The 18,999-nt window shown below is 71.5% G+C and carries 17 protein-coding genes and 1 tRNA gene; 10 read left to right on the forward strand and 8 right to left on the reverse strand.

Annotation, left to right across the window (positions count from 1 at the left end; genetic code table 11):
* Window positions 1-6 precede the first annotated feature (6 nt).
* Together KCH48_RS16390 and KCH48_RS16395 are read right to left on the reverse strand one after the other, a co-directional pair.
* Entirely contained in the window at window positions 7-3,873 is a 3,867-nt protein-coding gene (locus KCH48_RS16390) for a Pls/PosA family non-ribosomal peptide synthetase (RefSeq protein WP_210574818.1), read from the reverse strand.
* A gap of 296 nt (window positions 3,874-4,169) precedes the next feature.
* Window positions 4,170-4,254, reverse strand: a tRNA-Leu gene (locus KCH48_RS16395).
* 187 nt (window positions 4,255-4,441) lie between these two features.
* On the opposite strand from KCH48_RS16395, the gene KCH48_RS16400 reads away from it, so the two are divergent.
* From KCH48_RS16400 to KCH48_RS16410, 3 genes are all read left to right on the forward strand, one after another.
* Window positions 4,442-5,767: a M20/M25/M40 family metallo-hydrolase gene (locus tag KCH48_RS16400; RefSeq protein WP_210574819.1), complete on the forward strand. Its 1,326-nt coding sequence runs from the start codon at window positions 4,442-4,444 to the stop codon at window positions 5,765-5,767.
* Between the two features lie 145 nt (window positions 5,768-5,912).
* Window positions 5,913-6,146: a chaplin ChpH gene (chpH, locus tag KCH48_RS16405; protein ID WP_210574820.1), complete on the forward strand. Its 234-nt coding sequence runs from the start codon at window positions 5,913-5,915 to the stop codon at window positions 6,144-6,146.
* Between the two features lie 117 nt (window positions 6,147-6,263).
* Window positions 6,264-7,064 (forward strand): chaplin, encoded by an 801-nt coding sequence (locus KCH48_RS16410; protein ID WP_210574821.1) that lies wholly within the window; start codon window positions 6,264-6,266, stop codon window positions 7,062-7,064.
* 67 nt (window positions 7,065-7,131) lie between these two features.
* Here KCH48_RS16410 and KCH48_RS16415 read toward each other — a convergent pair whose 3' ends face one another.
* On the reverse strand, window positions 7,132-7,320 hold the full coding sequence (locus KCH48_RS16415) for a DUF5703 family protein (RefSeq protein WP_005485166.1): 189 nt from the start codon (window positions 7,318-7,320) through the stop codon (window positions 7,132-7,134).
* Between the two features lie 47 nt (window positions 7,321-7,367).
* Between KCH48_RS16415 and KCH48_RS16420 the strand changes: the two genes are divergently transcribed.
* Window positions 7,368-8,066: a hypothetical protein gene (locus KCH48_RS16420; protein ID WP_210574822.1), complete on the forward strand. Its 699-nt coding sequence runs from the start codon at window positions 7,368-7,370 to the stop codon at window positions 8,064-8,066.
* 96 nt (window positions 8,067-8,162) lie between these two features.
* Here KCH48_RS16420 and KCH48_RS16425 read toward each other — a convergent pair whose 3' ends face one another.
* The gene (locus KCH48_RS16425; protein WP_210574823.1) at window positions 8,163-10,388 is read right to left on the reverse strand and encodes a helix-hairpin-helix domain-containing protein; all 2,226 of its coding nucleotides are present in this window, start codon (window positions 10,386-10,388) and stop codon (window positions 8,163-8,165) included.
* Complete coding sequence (locus KCH48_RS16430) at window positions 10,385-11,368, reverse strand: aldo/keto reductase (protein WP_210574824.1); 984 nt, start codon at window positions 11,366-11,368, stop codon at window positions 10,385-10,387. Before KCH48_RS16430 ends, KCH48_RS16425 begins: the two co-directional genes overlap by 4 nt.
* Before the next feature lie 119 nt (window positions 11,369-11,487).
* Here KCH48_RS16430 and KCH48_RS16435 point away from each other — a divergent pair, with 119 nt between their 5' ends.
* Both KCH48_RS16435 and KCH48_RS16440 read left to right on the forward strand, forming a co-directional pair.
* A complete protein-coding gene (locus KCH48_RS16435) occupies window positions 11,488-12,543 on the forward strand; it encodes an LLM class F420-dependent oxidoreductase (protein ID WP_210574825.1) in 1,056 nt (351 codons plus the stop codon).
* A gap of 220 nt (window positions 12,544-12,763) precedes the next feature.
* Complete coding sequence (locus KCH48_RS16440; protein ID WP_210574826.1) at window positions 12,764-13,552, forward strand: ferritin-like domain-containing protein; 789 nt, start codon at window positions 12,764-12,766, stop codon at window positions 13,550-13,552.
* 9 nt (window positions 13,553-13,561) lie between these two features.
* Here KCH48_RS16440 and corA read toward each other — a convergent pair whose 3' ends face one another.
* Window positions 13,562-14,560, reverse strand: coding sequence for a magnesium/cobalt transporter CorA (gene corA / locus KCH48_RS16445; protein ID WP_210574827.1), 999 nt, complete (start codon window positions 14,558-14,560; stop codon window positions 13,562-13,564).
* A 209-nt stretch (window positions 14,561-14,769) separates the two neighbouring features.
* Between corA and KCH48_RS16450 the strand changes: the two genes are divergently transcribed.
* The 4 genes from KCH48_RS16450 (at window position 14,770) to mshC (ending at window position 18,280) form a co-directional block, all read left to right on the forward strand.
* Window positions 14,770-15,456, forward strand: coding sequence for a histidine phosphatase family protein (locus KCH48_RS16450; protein WP_210574828.1), 687 nt, complete (start codon window positions 14,770-14,772; stop codon window positions 15,454-15,456).
* Window positions 15,457-15,555: 99 nt separating this feature from the next.
* A complete protein-coding gene (locus KCH48_RS16455) occupies window positions 15,556-16,146 on the forward strand; it encodes a DUF3090 domain-containing protein (protein ID WP_210574829.1) in 591 nt (196 codons plus the stop codon).
* Window positions 16,110-16,931, forward strand: a complete 822-nt coding sequence (locus KCH48_RS16460) for an SCO1664 family protein (RefSeq protein ID WP_210574830.1) — start codon at window positions 16,110-16,112, stop codon at window positions 16,929-16,931. The genes KCH48_RS16455 and KCH48_RS16460 overlap by 37 nt, the downstream gene beginning before the upstream one ends.
* Window positions 16,932-17,050: 119 nt before the next feature.
* Window positions 17,051-18,280 (forward strand): cysteine--1-D-myo-inosityl 2-amino-2-deoxy-alpha-D-glucopyranoside ligase, encoded by a 1,230-nt coding sequence (gene mshC / locus KCH48_RS16465; RefSeq protein ID WP_210574831.1) that lies wholly within the window; start codon window positions 17,051-17,053, stop codon window positions 18,278-18,280.
* A gap of 49 nt (window positions 18,281-18,329) precedes the next feature.
* On the opposite strand, the gene KCH48_RS16470 is transcribed toward mshC, so the two are convergent.
* A complete protein-coding gene (locus KCH48_RS16470) occupies window positions 18,330-18,638 on the reverse strand; it encodes a hypothetical protein (RefSeq protein ID WP_246885377.1) in 309 nt (102 codons plus the stop codon).
* A 35-nt stretch (window positions 18,639-18,673) separates the two neighbouring features.
* Complete coding sequence (locus KCH48_RS16475) at window positions 18,674-18,943, reverse strand: hypothetical protein (RefSeq protein ID WP_246885378.1); 270 nt, start codon at window positions 18,941-18,943, stop codon at window positions 18,674-18,676.
* Window positions 18,944-18,999 lie beyond the last annotated feature (56 nt).

The following is an 18,999-nucleotide window of genomic DNA, read 5'->3' on the forward strand; positions in this document are numbered from 1 at the left end:
CCGCGCTCAGCGACGCCATGACTCGATCGGGTTGCCCAGCCAGCGCGTGTCGTCGGGAACGGATTCCCCGGCCATCACCAGTGACGCGGGACCCAGTGTGGTGCGGGCCCCGACCGCGCTGCCCGGCAGGACGATTCCGCCAGGACCCAGCGTCGCGCCCTCACGGAGGACAACAGTATCCGTCCGCAAGATCCGGTCGTGGAAGAGGTGCGTCTGCAGCACACAGCCCCGGTTCACGGTCGCCGCGTTCCCGAGCGTCACCAGATCCGTCTCCGGCAGCCAGTAGCTCTCGACCCACACGCCCTTGCCGATCCGCGCGCCCAGCCCCCGCAGCCACGCCGTCAGCACCGGCGTACCCGGCACCGACCCGGCCAGCCACGGTACGGCGACCACCTCGACGAAGGTGTCCGCCAGCTCGTTGCGCCACACGAAGGAGCTCCACAGCGGGTGCTCCCCGCTGCGGTGCCGCCCGACCAGCGCCCACTTGGCGACGATCGACAGCAGGCCCGCAAGCCCGCCTACCCCCAGCAGCACGACCCCGCCCAGCAGCCAGGCCCAGCCGCCCAGCGCGCTCAGCGCCGCCACCGTCAGCACGGCCAGCGCCGCCGAGCAGAACACCGGCACGATCCGGCACAGCTCCACCAGACCGCGCGCCCACAGCATCCGCGCCGGCGGGTCGTACGTCCGGCTCTGGTCGCCGTCGCTCGCGCTGCGCGGCAGCTTCACCGGCGGCAGCCCCAGATACGACGTGCCCTTCTTCGCCTTCTTCGGCGTCGCTGACAACACCCCGACCAGACCGCCGTCCGGCACGCTCCGCCCCGGCGCGGTCATCCCCGAGTTGCCGAGGAAGGCCCGCCGCCCGATCTCCGCGCGCCCGACCTTCATCCAGCCACCGCCGAGCTCGTACGGCGCGGTCAGCGTGTCGTCGGCCAGGAAGGCACCCTCACCGACGGTCGTCAGGCTCGGCAGCGCCAGCACGGTCGACACCTCGGCGCCCTTGCCGATCCGCATCCCCAGCAGCCGCAGCCACACCGGCGTGACCAGCCCGGCGTACAGCGGGAACAGCGTCTCCCGGGAGAGGTCCATCAGCTGCGTGATGGTCCACGCCTGCCAGCCGGTCCGGCTGTGCGTCGGATACGTGCCCGCACGCAGGCCCAGGCTCAGCAGCCTTACGGCGATCAGGATCAGCACCGCGTACGCCAGCCCGAAAGCCAGCGTCGCCGGGACCAGCGCGAGCGCGGCACCCCGCAGGGCCTCACCGAGCCCGGCGCCCGGCGTCACGAAGACGCCCGCGACCAGCAGGGCGGCGACCAGCGAGAGGACGGGCAGCAGTGTCAGGGCGATGCCCGTCATGCCGTACATCGCACGCCAGAACGTGCCGCGTCGCGGCCGGTCCTTGGGCCAGTTCCGCTTCGCCCTGCCGAGTTTGACCGCCGGCGCGCCCGCCCAGCGCTGACCGGTCGGAATCTGCCCCGCGACCGCCGAACCCGGCGCCACCTCGGACCGCTTGCCCACACGGGCACCCGGGAACAGCATGCTGCGCGTGCCGACCACGGCGTGCGCACCCACCTTCACCGGCCCGATCTCCAGCCGGTCACCGTCCAGCCAGTACCCGGACAGATCGACCTCGGACTCGACGGCGGCGCCCCGGCCCAGCTTGAGCATGCCGGTGATCGGCGGCAGCGAGTGCAGATCGACGTCCTGCCCGATCCTGGCGCCCAGCGCACGGCCGTACCGCTCCAGCCACGACCCGGTCAGCGAGGTCGCCCCACTGAACTCCGCGAGCCGCTCGGCGGCCCACAGCCGCAGATGCACGCTCCCGCCGCGCGGATACCGCCCGGCCGTCACGCCGCGCAGCAGCAGCCGCGCCCCGCCCGCGGCGATCGCGAGCCGTCCCGGCGGGCTGAACAGCAGCAGCGCCCCGGACGCGACCAGCCACCAAGGAGCGGTCGGCAGCCAGGAGTACGCGGTCAGCACGTTTCCCAGCGCGGCCAGGGGCACCATCCAGCGCAGCCCCAGCAGCGTGAACAGGGGGAGCAGGACCAGCAGCTGGATCACCTGGGCGCGCTTCGGCACCGGAGCGATCGTCCGCCGGGCGGTGTCGTCCTGGTTGGACTCCTCCAGGTGCCGGGCCAGCTTGCGCAGCGTCGGCTGCTGGTAGATGTCGAGGACGGCCGCGCTCGGGTAGCGGGTGCGCAGCCGCGTCGTCAGCTGGGCGGCGGCCAGGCTGCTGCCGCCGATCGCGAAGAAGTCGTCGGTGGCGCTGCCCACCGGGATGCCGAGGACTTCCGTCCACTGCTCGGCGAGCCAGGCCTCGGTGCCGTAGAGCTGCTCGGCCTTGCCGCCGGTCTCCATGCCCTCCAGGGGCCAGGGCAGCGCGTTGCGGTCGACCTTGCCGCTCGTCCGCGTCGGCAGGTCCTCGACCGGCGCGAGCAGCGGCACCAGGGCCGCGGGCAGCTCGGCCCGCAGCTTCTCGACGGCGGCCGCGTGGTCCCAGCCGTCCTGCGTGACGACATACCCGACGAGCAGCTGATTGCCGCTGCGGGCGGTGCGTACGGCCGCGGCGGCACCGGCGACACCGGGCAGCGCCTGCAACGCGGCGTCCACCTCGCCCAGCTCGATCCGCCGCCCGCCGAGCTTGATCTGCTCGTCGGCCCGCCCGAGGAAGACCAGCCCCTCGGGCTCCGCCTTGACCAGGTCACCACTGCGGTACGCCCGCTCCCAGCCCAGCGAGTCCAGCGGCGCGTACTTCTCCGCGTCCTTCTCGGCGTCCAGGTACCGGGCGAGCCCGACCCCGCCGATCACCAGCTGGCCGCTCTCGCCCATCCGCACGGGCTGCCCGGCCTCGTCGACGACGGCCAGCTCCCAGCCGTTCAGCGGCAGCCCGATCCGGATCGGCTCCTCGCCGCTCATCAGCGACGCACACGCCACGACGGTCGCCTCGGTGGGCCCGTAGGTGTTCCACACCTCGCGCCCCTCGGTCACCAGCCGCTGCACCAGCTCGGGCGGACAGGCCTCACCGCCGAAGATCAGCAGTCGTACGTCGTTGAGGGTCTCCGGCTCCCACAGCGCGGCCAGCGTCGGCACCGTCGACACGACGCTGATGTCCTGCTCGACCAGCCAGGGCCCGAGATCGGCACCGCTGCGGACCTGCGAGCGGGGGACGGGCACCAGGCAGGCGCCGTAGCGCCACGCGAGCCACATCTCCTCGCAGGACGCGTCGAAGGCGACCGACAGGCCCGCCATGACCCTGTCACCTGGACCGATGGGGTCGTCGGTGAGGAACAGCGCGGCCTCGGCGTCCACGAACGCGGCGGCGTTCTCGTGGGTGACGGCGACGCCCTTGGGCTTCCCGGTCGACCCGGAGGTGAAGATGATCCAGGCGTCGTGCTCGACCCCGGGCCGGCCGGCGGGAACGTCCGCCCTGCTGTGGGCGGTGATGACATGGTCGGCACCGATGACGGCCCGCACGTCGGCCTCGCCGAACACCAACTCGGCCCGCTCGTCCGGGTCCTCGGCGTCCACCGGAACGTATGCGGCGCCGGCGGCCAGTACGGCGAGGATCGCGACGTACAGATCATTGGTCCCGGACGGCACCCGCACGCCCACCCGGTCGCCGAGTCCGACCCCGGCGTCGGCGAGCCCGCGCCGCAGCGCCGCGACCTCGACGGCCAGCGCACGGTAGGTAAGGCGCCGTGTGCCGTCGTCCAGGGCGAGCTCGTCCGGGTAGGACCGGACGGATGCCTCGAAGATGTCGACAAGCGTCCGGGGAGAGGCGGCGGCCCCGCCCGAGAAACGCGCGGAACTACCGAATCGTTCGCGGATCTCTTCATCGAGCAGGCCGAGAGCACTGCTCTCGTGTATGGCTGCCATCGGGTCCTCGCGTCTCGATCCCGGAAGCCTCCGGGGCGCTGGTGGGCCCGCAGGTTTGCCTGGGGTTGTCCGGCTCCAGCTCCGACAAGCCGGAAATTTTAGTCCGACGTTAGTCTCCGCGTTACCTTGCGGCCACATGAGTGAGCTGTCCGGGGTGCCGGGGGGAGGGGTGGCCGGGTGCTGTGACCTCGGTGTCTGCCCGCCCGGCGAGAGATGGCACACACTTGATCGCGGAGCGTGTCCGGCAGCGGTGGCGGACAGCAGAAAACCCCACATGGAGTGGGGTTTTCAGAGTGTGTCCGAGGGGGGACTTGAACCCCCACGCCCGATAAAGGGCACTAGCACCTCAAGCTAGCGCGTCTGCCATTCCGCCACCCGGACAAGGTGTGTGTCGTGCGGGGGTTCCCCCGCGGCGACGAAGGAAACATTACCAGGCTCCGGAGGGTGGCCGATCACCCCCTGTCGCCGCGTGAACGGCGTGTGACGGGGCGGGCGGGGTCTTGGGGCGGACCGGCGGGGGAGGGAGGATGTGGGGGGACCACCAGCAGTGACAGTGGGAGGAAGCAGCGTGAGCGGGACGGACACGGCCAGCAGCGTCACCGGCGAGGACGAGGTCGTGGACCTCTGCCGCGAGCTCATCCAGATCGACACCAGCAACTACGGCGACCACTCGGGTCCCGGCGAGCGCAAGGCGGCCGAGTACGTCGCCGAGAAGCTCGCCGAGGTGGGGCTCGAACCGCAGATCTTCGAATCCCACCCGGGACGCGCGTCCACGGTGGCCCGGATCGAGGGCGAGGACCCCTCCCGGCCCGCGCTGCTGATCCACGGGCACACCGACGTCGTACCGGCGAACGCCCAGGACTGGACCCACCACCCCTTCTCCGGCGAGATCGCGGACGGATGCGTGTGGGGCCGCGGGGCCGTCGACATGAAGGACATGGACGCGATGACCCTCGCGGTCGTCCGCGACCGGCTGCGCAGCGGGCGCAAGCCGCCGCGCGACATCGTCCTCGCCTTCCTCGCGGACGAGGAGGCGGGCGGGACGTACGGCGCCAAGCACCTGGTCAAGCAGCACCCGGACCTCTTCGAGGGCGTCACCGAGGCGATCGGCGAGGTCGGCGGGTTCTCCTTCACCGTCAACGAGAAGCTGCGGCTGTATCTCGTGGAGACCGCCCAGAAGGGCATGCACTGGATGCGGCTCACCGTGGACGGCACGGCCGGTCACGGCTCGATGACGAACAACGACAACGCCATCACCGAGCTGTGCGAGGCCGTCGGGCGGCTCGGGCGCCACACCTGGCCGGTACGGGTCACGAAGACCGTACGGTCCTTCCTCGACGAGCTGTCCGACGCGCTCGGCACCGAGCTCGACCCCGAGGACATGGACGAGACGCTGGCCAAGCTCGGCGGCATCGCCAAGATGGTCGGCGCGACGCTGCGGAACTCGGCGGCGCCCACCATGCTCGGCGCCGGCTACAAGGTCAACGTCATCCCCGGCCAGGCGACCGCGCACGTCGACGGACGCTTCCTGCCCGGATACGAGGAGGAGTTCCTCGCCGACCTCGACCGGATCCTCGGCCCGCGGGTGAAGCGGGAGGACGTGCACGGCGACAAGGCGCTGGAGACGGACTTCGACGGCAAGCTCGTCGACGCCATGCAGAGCGCCCTCGGCGCCGAAGACCCGATCGCCCGGGCCGTCCCCTACATGCTCTCCGGCGGCACCGACGCCAAGTCCTTCGACGACCTCGGCATCCGCTGCTTCGGCTTCGCGCCGCTGAAGCTGCCGCCGGAGCTGGACTTCGCGGGCATGTTCCACGGCGTCGATGAGCGGGTGCCGGTGGAGGGGCTGAAGTTCGGGGTGCGGGTGCTCGACCGCTTCATCGACGCGTCATGACGGGTTGACGCCGTTATTCGCCCGCCCGTACGGAGATCGCCCAGGAAGGGTGAATGCGACCATAAGCTCGTAGCCCTATTAGTTCCTCCTCGTTACTGCTGATGTGATCCGCGACTTTGGATCGCATTGCCAACAAGGAGGAATAATGATCAAGAAGGTCGTCGCCGCTGCTGCCGCCACTGGTGGTCTGGTTCTCGCGGGTGCGGGCCTTGCCGTTGCCGACTCGGGTGCTCAGGGTGCCGCCGTGCACTCTCCCGGCATCCTTTCGGGCAACGTCGTTCAGGCCCCGGTTCACGTCCCGGTGAACGTCTGCGGCAACACGGTCTCCGTGATCGGGCTGCTGAACCCCGCCTTCGGCAACACCTGCGTCAACAAGTGACGCTGCCTCTCTGAGGTTCTCGTCCACACCGCCGGTCCCGGAGCGCGCATACCAGGCGCTCCGGGGCCGTCCGGTCTTTCCGCGTCGGTAACGCAGGGACAAGGCAGGTAAGCAGCAATGAGACAGGTCACCCGCAAAGGCCTGATGACCGTGGCGGCCGCGACCGGCGTGATCGCCGCCGCCGGCGGCCACGCACACGCCGACTCGGGCGCGAACGGCTCGAGTTCGCACTCGCCCGGCGTGCTGTCGGGCAACACGGTGCAGGCGCCGGTGGACGTGCCGGTGAACGTCTGCGGCAACACGGTCAACGTCGTCGGGCTCCTCAACCCGGCGATGGGCAACAAGTGCGTCAACCAGGGCGGGAACAGCGGTCACGGCGGCTCCGGCGGCGGGTCGCAGGCCGACGGCCACGCCAAGGACTCCCCGGGCATCGGCTCGGGCAACCACGTCCAGGCGCCGGTCCACGTCCCGGTGAACGTCTGCGGCAACAGCGTCGACATCATCGGCGTCGGCAACGGCACCAAGGGCAACGACTGCGCGAACAACGGCGGTTCCGGCGGTGGGCAGCCGAGCACACCTCCCGGCGGGGGTGGCCACGAGACGCCGCCGCCCGGGAATCCGGACGAGCCGGGCAACCCCGAGCAGCCCGGCGACCCCGGACAGCCGGGCGATCCCGGGCAGCCCGGCAACCCCGTGGAGCCCGGTACACCGCCGAGCGTGGACGACGAGACACCGGACGGCGGCAACGGCTCCGCGCGGGGCAACCAGCCCGGCGCCCAGTCGATCCCCCAGCCGCAGGGCAGCGCCCAGCTCGCTCACACCGGCGGTGACCTTCCCCTCGGCCTCGTCCTGCCGGTCGGCGCGGGAGCACTGCTGGCGGGCACGGTCCTCTACCGCAGGGCACGCGCCTCGGCGTAGCGGCACCGCACAGAAACGGAGCGGGCCCCGCCGTGGCGGGGCCCGCTCCGTTTTTCTCTGCCTCAGTTCACCACGTGGCGCGCACCTGGCGGATGATCCGTCGGCGCAACCGCACCCTGCGGCTTCCGTCCCGCAGCAGACTCAGGCGGTCCAACTCCCAGTGTCCGTACTCGGCATGGTCCGTCAGCAGGCGTGTGGCGTCCTTGCGAGATACCCCGCGCGGCACGTACACGTCGACAAATTCGTATTCCGGCATCGCATCTATTGTGCGGGCAGAGCCCCTGTACGGATAGCGTCTGCTCTATGTCTGATGCTGAGCAGCCCACCGCTGCCGAGGTACGCGCCGCCGCCGAGGCGGTCAAGACCGCGCTCGACCGCCACCTGGCCGCGGTCGAACGCCGGTCGGGGGAGGACGACCCGACCGTCTACGAGGCGTTCAACCAGCTCGCCGCGGCCGCCGAGGCGTACGACGAACTGCTCTACGACCGCTACGACGAGGTCACCCCCTTCGAGATCCCCGGTACCGAAGACGCGCTGCCGCCGTACGCGGGGCCCGAGGAGCCGAACGCGCTGAGCGTGCTGATCCGCCGCGACTACGCGGTGGTGGAACCGCAGCGGCTGCTGGCGCAGGCCCAGCGGGTCGAGGCGGCGGACGACGAGGGCAGGGACGGCCCGGGGGCATCCGGCACCGTGCACGGGGCGCTGGGCCTTCTGTTCGGCGAGTTCGAACCGGACGAGATCGCCTCACGGCACAAGGAGTTCGGCCTGGAGGAGGGCGACTCCACGCTCTGGGTGACCGCGGCGGACGACCCCGCCGAACCCGGCGAGTGGCTGGAGGCACCGTTCGAGGCGATCGACCCGCAGCAGGTGGTCTGCCGGTTCGACGTCAGTGCCGTCTTCGACGACGAGATCGAGGACGACGTGGACGACGACCTCGAGGACGAACTCGAGCCTGACGTGGTGGAGGACGAGGACCTGGAGCGGCTGGACGCGGACCGCTGACGGGCTGAACACCGTCCGGTACGACGGCGGTGGTCACGGAGGTCACGGCCTCCGCGGCCACCGCCGTCGTCCGTGTCGCGCGTGCGCGTGCCCGCGTCAGCCCGCCGCCGGAATCTGCGGGGCCAGCAGAACGGGCAGGCGGGTCGTCCTGGGCTTGGGCGGGACCTCGGCCACCGCGCGCGGGAGCGCCTGCTCGACGCCGTGGACCACCGACAGATGGCGCTCCGCCCGGCCGAAGGCGGTGTAGACCCAGGGCCGGCTGAGGGCCTGCGCGGCGTCGCCGGGCAGCACCACGACCACCGCGGGCCACCGGGCACCCACCGCCTGGTGCGCGGTCAGCGCCCACCCGTGCCGCACGGACTGCTCCACCCGCTCCTTCGGTACGACGACCGGGGCGCCCGCACACGACAGGTGCAGCCCGTCGGCGTCGGCCTTCACCACCTGGCCCGGCAGCGTACGGCCCGGCGCGGGGGAGTAGGCGATCCGGTCGCCGGGGTCGAAGCCGCCGAACCGGCCGGGGCCGGGGTTCAGCCGCTCCTTCAGTGCCGTGTTCAGCGCGCGCGTACCGGCGGCGCCGCCGTGGCCGGGCGTGATGACGACGGTCTGCTCGGCCGGCACGCCGATCGCCCGCGGCACCGAGTCCGCGACGAGCTGCACGGTCCGGTGCACGGCCTCGCCCGCGTCCCGCACCGGCACGATCACCAGCTCCTTGCCGGGGGAGTCCACCTGGTTCAGCTCGCCGATGCCGATCCCGGAGACCAGCTCGCCCAGCGGACCGGGGTCGGGCTGCCGGGAGGCGATCTGCGGGCAGACCCGCGCCGCCAGCAGATCCGCGAACACCCGCCCCGGACCCGCCGACCACAGCACCCCGGGATCCCCGGCCAGCAGCAGCCGCGCCCCGTCCGGCAGCGACTCCGAGAGCAGCGCCGCCGTCTCCACGTCCAGCTGCGGAGCGTCCAGCACCACGAGGAGGTCGAGGTCCAGAGCGCCGTCCGTGTCCCGGCCGGGGCCCTCGGCACCGGAGAGCAGGCCGGACACGGTGGTGACCCGGGAGCCGCCCGGCTCGCTCAGCAGCGCCGCGAACCGCGTGCAGCCCAGCGGGCTGTGGGTGGCGGCCCAGGCGCGGAGTCCGAGTTCGGAGGCCGCGCGCAGCAGCGCCGCCGGTTCGGTCAGGGACGCCTCGCCGCCCGTGTGCAGCACGAGACCGTGGGACGCGACCGCGCGGATCAACTCGCCCGCGGAGCCCGCCGCCGACGCGGCCCGCTCCCACGTGTCGGCCGAACCGTCCTGCTTGGGCACCGAGTTGATCAGCCGGGCCAGTCCGTCGGCGAGGCTCTCCTCGGCGAGGGCGTACCGCTCCAGGCCGACCAGGACCCGGACCGGCCGCTCCTCGTCGTCCTCGTCGGCCGTGTCGCTGCCCTTGTCGTCCAACGCGTCCTGGAAGGCCAGGGCCTCGCCCTCGGCGAGGGTGTTCTGTACGGCGGTGTCCGCGTCCGGCACGCCCCGCTGGGTCAGTGCGGCGGTGAGCGCCGGCAGCTCCAGGGCGGTGTGTCCCGCCAGGGCGGCCTGCTCCAGGAGCCACACGGTGAGCGCACGGCCGCGCCGCTCGTCGTCCGGGCCTGACTCGGCGCCGAGCAGCGCCCGCGCGAACCCGTCCGCCTGCTCGGGGCGCACCCCGGTGACCCGCAGCAACTGCCAGGGGTCCGCCCGCAGCACGTCACCCGCGCCCTCGCCGAGGGCCGCGGCGACCTGCGGGGCGAGCGTCTCCGGGGCGCCGCCGTCGGCCAGCACACCGCGCACGGCGTCGACGGCCTCGGCCGCGGGGGCCGTGGCCGTAACCGCTCCGTCCGCCTGGACCGCCTCGGTCTGCGGCCGGCGCACCGGCTCAGCGGCGGGGCGTCGAGGCGTCGGCTCCGGCTCGCTGAACACGGTGGCCGCGGGCTTCTCCCCGCTCTCCACGGCACGCACAGCCGCGAGCAGATCGGCAGCCGTTCCGCTGAGCTTCGCCCCAGCCGTAATAGGCGCCGCCTTCTCAGCCTTCCGACGCTCGATCCGCTCCCGCTCGATCCGCTGCGCGGCAAGCTCAGCCTCAGCCTCGGACAACTTGGCAGCGGTAGCGGCTTCATCGGCCTGACCTTGGTCCTCGCCCGCGTCGGCTGCGCCCAGGCCGCCGTCCGCGTCGGCCCCGGTCTTGTCCGCGCCGCCCCTCGCCGACCCGTCCTCCGTCGTCCCCGTCTCCCGGGTGGTGCCCTCCCGCGCGGCGTCCGGGGTCCCCGGGTCGGCGTGCGCGGCTTCATCCGTGGGCTCGGGGTCCGTGCTCACAGCATGCTCCAGTCGTGATCGGGATAGCGGTGCACGGGCGCTGACACATCGTCGAGCGCCCGGCAGATCTCGTCAGGAAGACTAAGGGCCTCCACTGACAATGCCGCCGTGAGCTGCTGCGCGTTGCGCGCGCCGACGATGGGCGCGGACACCCCGGGCCGGTCGCGGACCCAGGCGAGGGCCACCTGGAGCGGGGTCACCGCGAGCCCGTCCGCCGCCGTAGCCACCGCGTCCACGATCCGGCTCGCGGTGTCGTCGAGGTACGGCGCGACGAACGGCGCCAGATGCTCGGACGCGCCCCGCGAGTCGGCCGGCGTCGCGTTGCGGTACTTGCCGGTCAGGACCCCGCGGCCGAGCGGCGAGGAGGGCAGCAGGCCGATGCCGAGGTCGAGGGCGGCGGGCAGCACCTCGCGTTCGACGCCGCGCTGGAGCAGCGAGTACTCCAGCTGCGTCCCCGCCAGCCGGGTCCGTACCCCCGGCGCCGTCAGCTGCCACGTGGCCGCCTTGGCGAGCTGCCAGCCGCAGAAGTTGGAGACGGCCGCATAGCGAGCCCGGCCGCTGCTGACCGCCATGTCGAGGGCCTGCAGGGTCTCTTCGAGCGGGGTGAACGGGTCGTAGGCGTGGATGTGCCACAGGTCGACGTACTCCGTGCCGAGCCGGGCCAGCGAGGCGTCCAGCGCGGCGAGCAGATGGCCGCGTGAGCCGTCGACGCGGACGTCCGGGTCGGGCACGCTGCCCGCCTTCGTGGAGATGACCAGATCCCGGCGCGGGACCAGGCCTTCTATGAGTCGTCCGAGCAGATACTCGGCCTCCCCGTCGCCGTACACGTCGGCCGTGTCGATGAGCGTCCCGCCCGCTTCCCAGAACGTCTTCAAGAGGTCCGCGGCGTCGTGCTCGTCGGTGTCCCTGCCCCAGGTGAGGGTGCCGAGCCCGATGCGGGACACGCGCAGGCCGGTGCGGCCGAGATGCCTCTGCTCCATGGACGCCGAGATTACTGGCCACGACCTGTCATGTGGGGGCCTGTGGATGACCAGTTTCCCCACCCCCGCGCTATGGTCTCCGGACAAGGGACGTTACTGATCGGTAAGGGGAATCCGCCATGCAGCTCGGGATCAACCTCGGCTACTGGGGCGCCGGAATGGACGCGGACAATCTCGCGGTCGCGAAGGAGGCCGACCGGCTCGGGTACGCCGTCTGCTGGGCCGCCGAGGCGTACGGCTCGGACGCGGCCACCGTGCTGACCTGGGTCGCCGCCCAGACCGAGCGCATCGACGTGGGCTCGGCCATCTTCCAGATCCCGGCCCGGCAGCCGGCGATGACCGCCATGACCGCCGCCACGCTCGACTCGCTCTCCGGCGGCCGCTTCCGGCTCGGCCTCGGCGTCTCCGGGCCGCAGGTCTCCGAGGGCTGGTACGGCGTCAAGTTCGACAAGCCGCTCTCCCGGACCCGCGAGTACGTGGAGATCGTACGGAAGGCGATGACGCGGGAGCGGCTGTCGTACGACGGCGAGCACTGGACGCTGCCGCTGCCCGGCGGTCCGGGCAAGCCGATCAAGCTGACCGTGCACCCGGAGCGCGAGCACATCCCGCTGTACATCGCCGCGATCGGCCCCAAGAACCTGGAGCAGACCGGTGAGATCGCCGACGGGGCGCTGCTCATCTTCCCGTCCGCCGACCACCTCGAGGACACCGCGATCAACCATCTGCGGGCCGGGCGTGAGAAGGCCGGGAAGACCATGGACGGGTTCGATGTCTGCCCGACGCTGCCGCTCGCGGTCGGTGCCGACAAGGACGTGACCGCGCTGGCCGACGCCTTCCGCCCGTACACCGCGCTGTACGTCGGCGGCATGGGCAGCGCCAAGCAGAACTTCTACAACCAGCTCGCCCGGCGCATGGGCTACGAGCAGGCCGCCGCCGAGATCCAGGAGAAGTACCTCTCCGGTGACAAGCAGGGGGCGGCGGCCGCCGTACCGCACGAGCTGATCGACCGGACCACGCTGCTCGGCTCCGTCGATCGCATCGCTGACCGGATGAAGGCCTACGCCGCCGCCGGCGTCACCACCCTGTCCCTCAACCCGGCGGGCTTCACGCTGGACGAGCGGCTCGCCTCGCTGCGGGCCGGCACCGAGGCCCTGGAACGGGCCGGGCTGGCGTAAGGGGCGTAACACGGAGGGAAGTTCTACGGCCGTGGTGGGGGCTCGGGGGTCTTCCCCGCCACGGCCGTCACGCAGCACAACGCGCCGGAGCGCGCTCGGTTACGCCCACGGCTGAGCCCGGGGTCATCCTTTTGGCGGAGTTGTCCGACACAGCTGTTGCAGCGTCCCTCGCACCGCATTTGACTCGTTCTTTGCGGAATCCTGCAGAGAGGTGCGCACGATGCTTTCGGCCAAGAGTCTGTTCCAGGAGATCCTCGACAACGACGAGTCCTTCCGCCTGTTCTGCTCCATCGCCGCCAGCGGGGAGTCGCAGGGCGGGTGGGAGAACGCCCGTATCGCCGCGCTCGTTCCGGACAGCGAGCGCGCACTCGCCCCCAAGATCACCCGGCACGGCGCGGACGAGGACAAGCACGGGCGGATCTTCAACGCCCTGATGAAGAAGCGCGGCCTCGATCCCGTCCCCGTACCGCCCGAGACCGACTACACCATGCTCCTCGAGCAGAACGGCATCGGCCTCGCGCACGACAAGCTCAAGCGCGACGAGCCGCTCACCGTCCAGGACATCGTCACCTACCTCTCGCACAGCCGGGTCACCGAGCAGCGCGCCTCCGAGGAGATGGAGCTGCTGCGCAAGCACTTCGCCGACCACCCCGACCTCGGCCGGGCGGTGAAGATGATCTCCAACGACGAGGACAACCACCTCGCCTACTGCCACGAGGAACTGCTCCGCTTCGCCCGCGCCGGGCACGGCCGGGCCATCCAGCGGACGCTGCGGGAGTGCGCGCTCGCCGAGATCCGGATCTACCGGGACGTCAGCCTCGCCGTCATGTCCCACATGGGCCGCATTCTCGGCTGGCCGAAGCCGAAGGCCGCGCTGCTCGCCGCGGGCATCCACGCGATCTACGCCTACGAGCGGATCGCGGGCTGGCGCCGCATGGTCAGCCTGAAGATGCCGGAACGCCGCGACGCCCTCGGCGGCCCCGCCACCTCGGCCCCCGAGTTCGCCTGAGAACAGCGCCTACAGCCAGCCCCGGCTCTTGAACAGCCGGTACAGCAAGACCTCCAGGGCGGCCATGGCCAGGATCAGCGCCGGATACGACCACACCCAGCGCAGCTCCGGCATGTGGTCGAAGTTCATGCCGTAGATGCCCGCGATCATCGTGGGGACCGCGGCCATGGCCGCCCACGCGGAGATCTTCCGCATGTCGTCGTTCTGCCGGACGCTCATCTGGGCCAGATGAGCCGACAGGATGTCCGACACCAGCCGGTCCAGGCCCTCGACGGACTCGTTCACGCGCATCAGGTGGTCGTTGACGTCGCGGAAGAACGGCTGTGCCTTCTCCGACACGAAGGGCACCCGCAGACCGAACAGGCCGGTGCCCGCGAGCCGTTCCAGCGGCTGGGCCAGCGGACCGGTGGCCCGGCGGAACTCCAGGATCTGCCGCTTGAAGTTGTAGATACGGGACGCGGTGTGCCGGGTGCCGCCGCCGGTCGGCGAGAACACCTCCGCCTCCAGCTCCTCCAGATCGGTGCTCAGCTCGCCCGCCACGTCCACGTAGTGGTCGACGATCGCGTCCGAGATCGCGTACAGCACCCCCGTGGGGCCGTGCCGCAGCATCTCGGGCTCCGCCTCCAGCCGCTTGCGGACCGCCGTGAGCGGAGCCTCCTCGCCGTGCCGCACGGTCACCACGAACGAGTCGCCGATGAAGATCATGACCTCGCCGGAGGTGACGTCGTCGCTCTTGGGCTCGTACGCGACCGGCTTGAGGACCATGAACAGCGAGTCGTCGTACACCTCGAGTTTGGGGCGCTGGTGGGCGGTCAGGGCGTCCTCGACAGCCAGCGGGTGCAGCCCGAACTCCTCCGTCACCTGGTCGAACTCGCGCTCCGTCGGCTCGTACAGCCCGATCCACACGAACGCGTCCCCGCCCACCCGGCACTGTGCCAGGGCGTCGGAGAGATCCCGCGGCCCCTCCGTGCGCATCCCGTCCTGGTATATGGCGCAGTCGACGATCACGGAGCGTATTCTCCCGCCCGCAGCCCCGAAGCGCACGCTGACTTTTTCGCCTCCGGGCCGCCAAAGCCGGTGTCGAGAGCCCGACCGTGCTCGACCCTTCGGGCCTCCGCGCTCCCCCACTCTCGAATACGCTCGAGCGGGGGGACCCCCATGGGCTCTCGACACCGGCGCGGCCCTTCGGCGGGTGATGGACGCCTACCCTTGGCCGCATGCCCACGCTGATCCTCGTCCGGCACGGACGATCCACCGCCAATACCGAGGGACTGCTCGCCGGGTGGACGCCCGGCGTCGCTCTCGACGAGCGTGGCGCCGCGCAGGCCGCGGCGCTGCCCGGGCGGCTCGCCGAGCTGCCGATCTCCGAGGTCGTCACCAGCCCGCTGCAGCGCTGCCAGGAGACGATACGGCCGCTGCTGGACGCCCGGCCGGAACTGACCGCGCACACCGACGAGCGGATCGGGGAGTGCCACTACGGCGACTGGTCCGGGCGCAAGCTCGCCGAGCTGATGGACGAACCCCTGATGGAGGTCGTACAGGCGCATCCGTCGGCGGCGCAATTTCCCGGCGGTGAGTCGATGCGGGCGATGGCGACCCGTGCCGCCGAGGCGGTGCGCGAGTGGAACGCGCGCGTGGAGCGCGACCACGGCGCCGACGCCGTCTATCTCATGTGCTCGCACGGCGACATCGTCAAGTCCCTCGTGGCGGACGCGCTCGGACTCCATCTCGACCTCTTCCAGCGGATCTCCGTAGAACCGTGTTCCATCACCGCGATCCGTTACACCCGCCTCAGGCCGTTTCTCGTTCGCCTCGGTGACACCGGGGATTTCGCCTCCCTTGCGCCGCGCGCGGAACCCCCGTCAGGTGACGCCCGGGTCGGGGGCGATGCGGGCGCACCGTGATCGTCAACCGCAGTAGGGTGAAGCGGTCGAGGCGGCCCTGACGCAAGTTCCGGTGGCCGCAGCGGCCGGTCCCGATGTCGATTCCAATGGAGACAGGACGTGTCCCGTCAGGTGTTCCTCTACGATCCGCCGGACCGCTTCGTGGCCGGTACGGTCGGACTGCCCGGGCGCCGTACGTTCTTCCTCCAGGCCATCGCAGGATCCCGGGTGACCAGCGTGGCTCTGGAGAAGACCCAGGTCGCCGCGCTCGCCGAGCGCATGGACGAACTGCTCGACGAGGTGGTACGACGCAGTGGCGGCAGCGCCGCCGTCCCTGCCGTGGCGCCCACCGAGGTCGCCGACACGGCCCCGCTGGAAGCCCCCGTCGAGGAGGAGTTCCGCGTCGGCACCATGGCCCTCGCCTGGGACGGCGACGAACAGCGCATGATCGTCGAGGCGCAGGCCCTCGTGGAGCTGGACGCCGACTCCGAGGAGGACCTCGCCGAGGCCGAGGAGCGGCTGCTCCAGGACGAGGAGAACGGGCCCCCGATGCTGCGGGTCCGGCTCACCGGCGCCCAGGCCCGCGCGTTCGCCAAGCGCGCCCTGGATGTCGTCAACGCCGGGCGGCCGCCGTGCCCGCTGTGCAGCCTCCCGCTCGACCCGGAAGGACACGTATGTCCGCGCCAGAACGGATACCGCCGCGGAGCGTGACCACGGCCCAGCTGCTCACCCGGGGTGAGCTCACGGTCCGCGGGCAGATCCGGGACGCCTCGAACGCGGTGCTGTACTGCTCCGTCTCCCACGAGGGGGAAGAGGCCCACTGCGTCTACAAGCCCGTCCGCGGCGAGCGCCCCCTCTGGGACTTCCCCGACGGCAACCTCGCCCGCCGCGAGGTCGCCGCGTACGAGGTCTCCGAGGCCACCGGATGGGGCCTGGTGCCCACCACCGTGCTGCGCGACGGGCCTTACGGCGAGGGCATGGTCCAGCTGTGGATCGAGGCCCAACCGGAGGAGAGCGAGCTGCTCGCCCTCGTCGACGGTGAGGAGCCGGAGGAGGGCTGGAAGGCGATCGGCTTCGCCGAGGTCGGCGACGGAAAGACGGCGCTGCTGGTGCACGCCGACGACGCACGGCTGCGGCGCCTCGCCGTCCTCGACGCCGTGATCAACAACGCGGACCGCAAGGGCGGCCATCTGCTGCCGGCCGCCGACGGCCGGCTGTACGGCATCGATCACGGCGTGACCTTCAACACCGAGAACAAGCTGCGCACGCTGCTGTGGGGGTGGGCGGGCGAGCCGCTCACGGGCGAGGCCGTCGACGTCCTCAAGGGCCTCAAGGACGCCTTGGGGGACGGCGGAGCACTGGCGGAGCGTCTGGCCGGGCTGATCACCGGCGCCGAACTCGCCGCCACGCGCGCGCGTGTGGACGCGTTGCTCACCTCGGGGGTCCATCCGGCGCCGAGCGGCGAGTGGCCTGCCATTCCGTGGCCGCCCGTGTAGGGGTCGCCGGTGCAGGGGGAACAACGGGCACGGCCGACGGCGTTCCGCAAGAGTGCGCCACCGGCCATCCGGCCTGGTCCGGTTCGAATATGGAACTTCCGTCCGGTTAGGCTCATGACATGCATGCCTGGCCCGCTTCCGAGGTCCCCGCCCTGCCTGACAAGGGCCGCGACCTGAGGATCCACGACACAGCGACCGATGGGCTCGTCACCCTCGACCCCGGTCCCGTCGCCCGTATCTACGTCTGCGGCATCACCCCGTACGACGCGACCCACATCGGTCACGCGGCGACCTACAACGCGTTCGACCTCGTGCAGCGCGTGTGGCTCGACACCAAGCGGCAGGTTCACTACGTCCAGAACGTGACCGACGTCGACGATCCCCTGCTGGAACGCGCGCAGCGGGACGACATCGACTGGGTCGCCCTCGCCGAGAAGGAGACGGCCCTCTTCCGCGAGGACATGACCGCCCTGCGGATGCTGCCGCCGCGGCACTACATCGGCGCGGTCGAGGCGATACCCGGCATCGTGCCGCTCGTCGAGCGACTGCGCGACGCGGGCGCCGCCTACGAACTCGAAGGAGACATCTACTTCTCCGTCGAGTCCGACCCGAACTTCGGCAAGGTCTCCCGCCTCGACGTGGCCGCCATGCGGCTGCTGTCCGCGGAGCGCGGCGGCGACCCCGACCGGCCGGGCAAGAAGAACCCGCTGGACCCGATGCTGTGGATGGCCGCCCGCGAGGGCGAGCCCAGCTGGGACGGCGGTTCGCTGGGCCGCGGACGGCCCGGCTGGCACATCGAGTGTGTCGCCATCGCCCTGGACCACCTCGGCATGGGCTTCGACATCCAGGGCGGTGGCTCCGACCTCGCCTTCCCGCACCACGAGATGGGCGCCTCGCACGCCCAGGTGCTGACCGGCGAGTTCCCCATGGCCAAGGCGTACGTCCACGCCGGCATGGTCGCGCTGCACGGCGAGAAGATGTCGAAGTCCAAGGGCAACCTGGTCTTCGTCTCCACCCTGCGCCGCGAGGGCGTCGACCCGGCCGCGATCAGGCTGGCCCTGCTCGCCCACCACTACCGGGCCGACTGGGAGTGGACCGACCAGGTCCTCCAGGACGCCCTCGCGCGCCTCGACCGCTGGCGTGCCGCCGTCTCCCGCCCCGACGGACCGCCCGCCGAGACGCTGGTCGCACAGATGCGCGAGGCCCTGGCGAACGACCTGGACGCCCCGGCCGCCCTCGCCGCCGTCGACCGCTGGACGGCGCTCCAGCAGGAGCGGGGCGGCACGGACGAGGGCGCCCCCGGCGTCGTATCGCGCGCGGTGGACGCTCTGCTGGGCGTGGCCCTGTAAGCACGCGGAAGGGCCGCTTCCTCATCGAGGGAGGAAGCGGCCCCATTTCTCACATGCGCGTCAGATCCGCTGGATCCGTACGCTGCGCAGCACGTTCGGTGACTGGGTGTCCCAGGAAGATCTGGTGCGGCTGCTCCTGGAGCGGGTGGACGATGTCGATGAAGCCGTTCGCCACACCGGAGGTGAGGGCCTGCACCTGCTGGACGACCTGCTGCACCGCCGACAGCGCGACCTGCTGGAGCTGCTCCAGCGTGCCGCTCATGCCCATGCCGTACGGCTGTTGCTGGTACGGCGACGTGCTGGGGAACTGCTGGCCTTGCTGTAGTCCCATGTGACTCATCTGCGGGGTGGTGCTCATACGGGTGTCACCTTCCCTTGATGTGATGGGCTGCGTCAGCCGGTGATCACCAGGCCGACGATCTCGCCGTCCGAGAACCACACTCGGACATCGGGCCGTCCACCCGCGACGGCGGTGTGCACCGCCTGGCGGATCTCGGGGGACGGGTGGTTCAGGTTGCGCCAGGCGCCGGCCACGAACAGCCGGAGCCGCGGCGGGAGTTCACAGGGGTAGGGGAGCAACTCGTCCCAGTACCGTTCGGCCCGGCCGAGCGGACGCCCGAGGCCCCGGCACGCAGCCGGACCTCGGGCGGATTCCTGGCTCACGCCGCCTGACCGCTCAACGAGGGATCGGGTCTTACGCGATCGACACCAGCCGGGTT

It is taken from the genome of Streptomyces sp. GESEQ-4 (genome assembly GCF_017948455.1).
GTDB lineage: Bacteria > Actinomycetota > Actinomycetes > Streptomycetales > Streptomycetaceae > Streptomyces.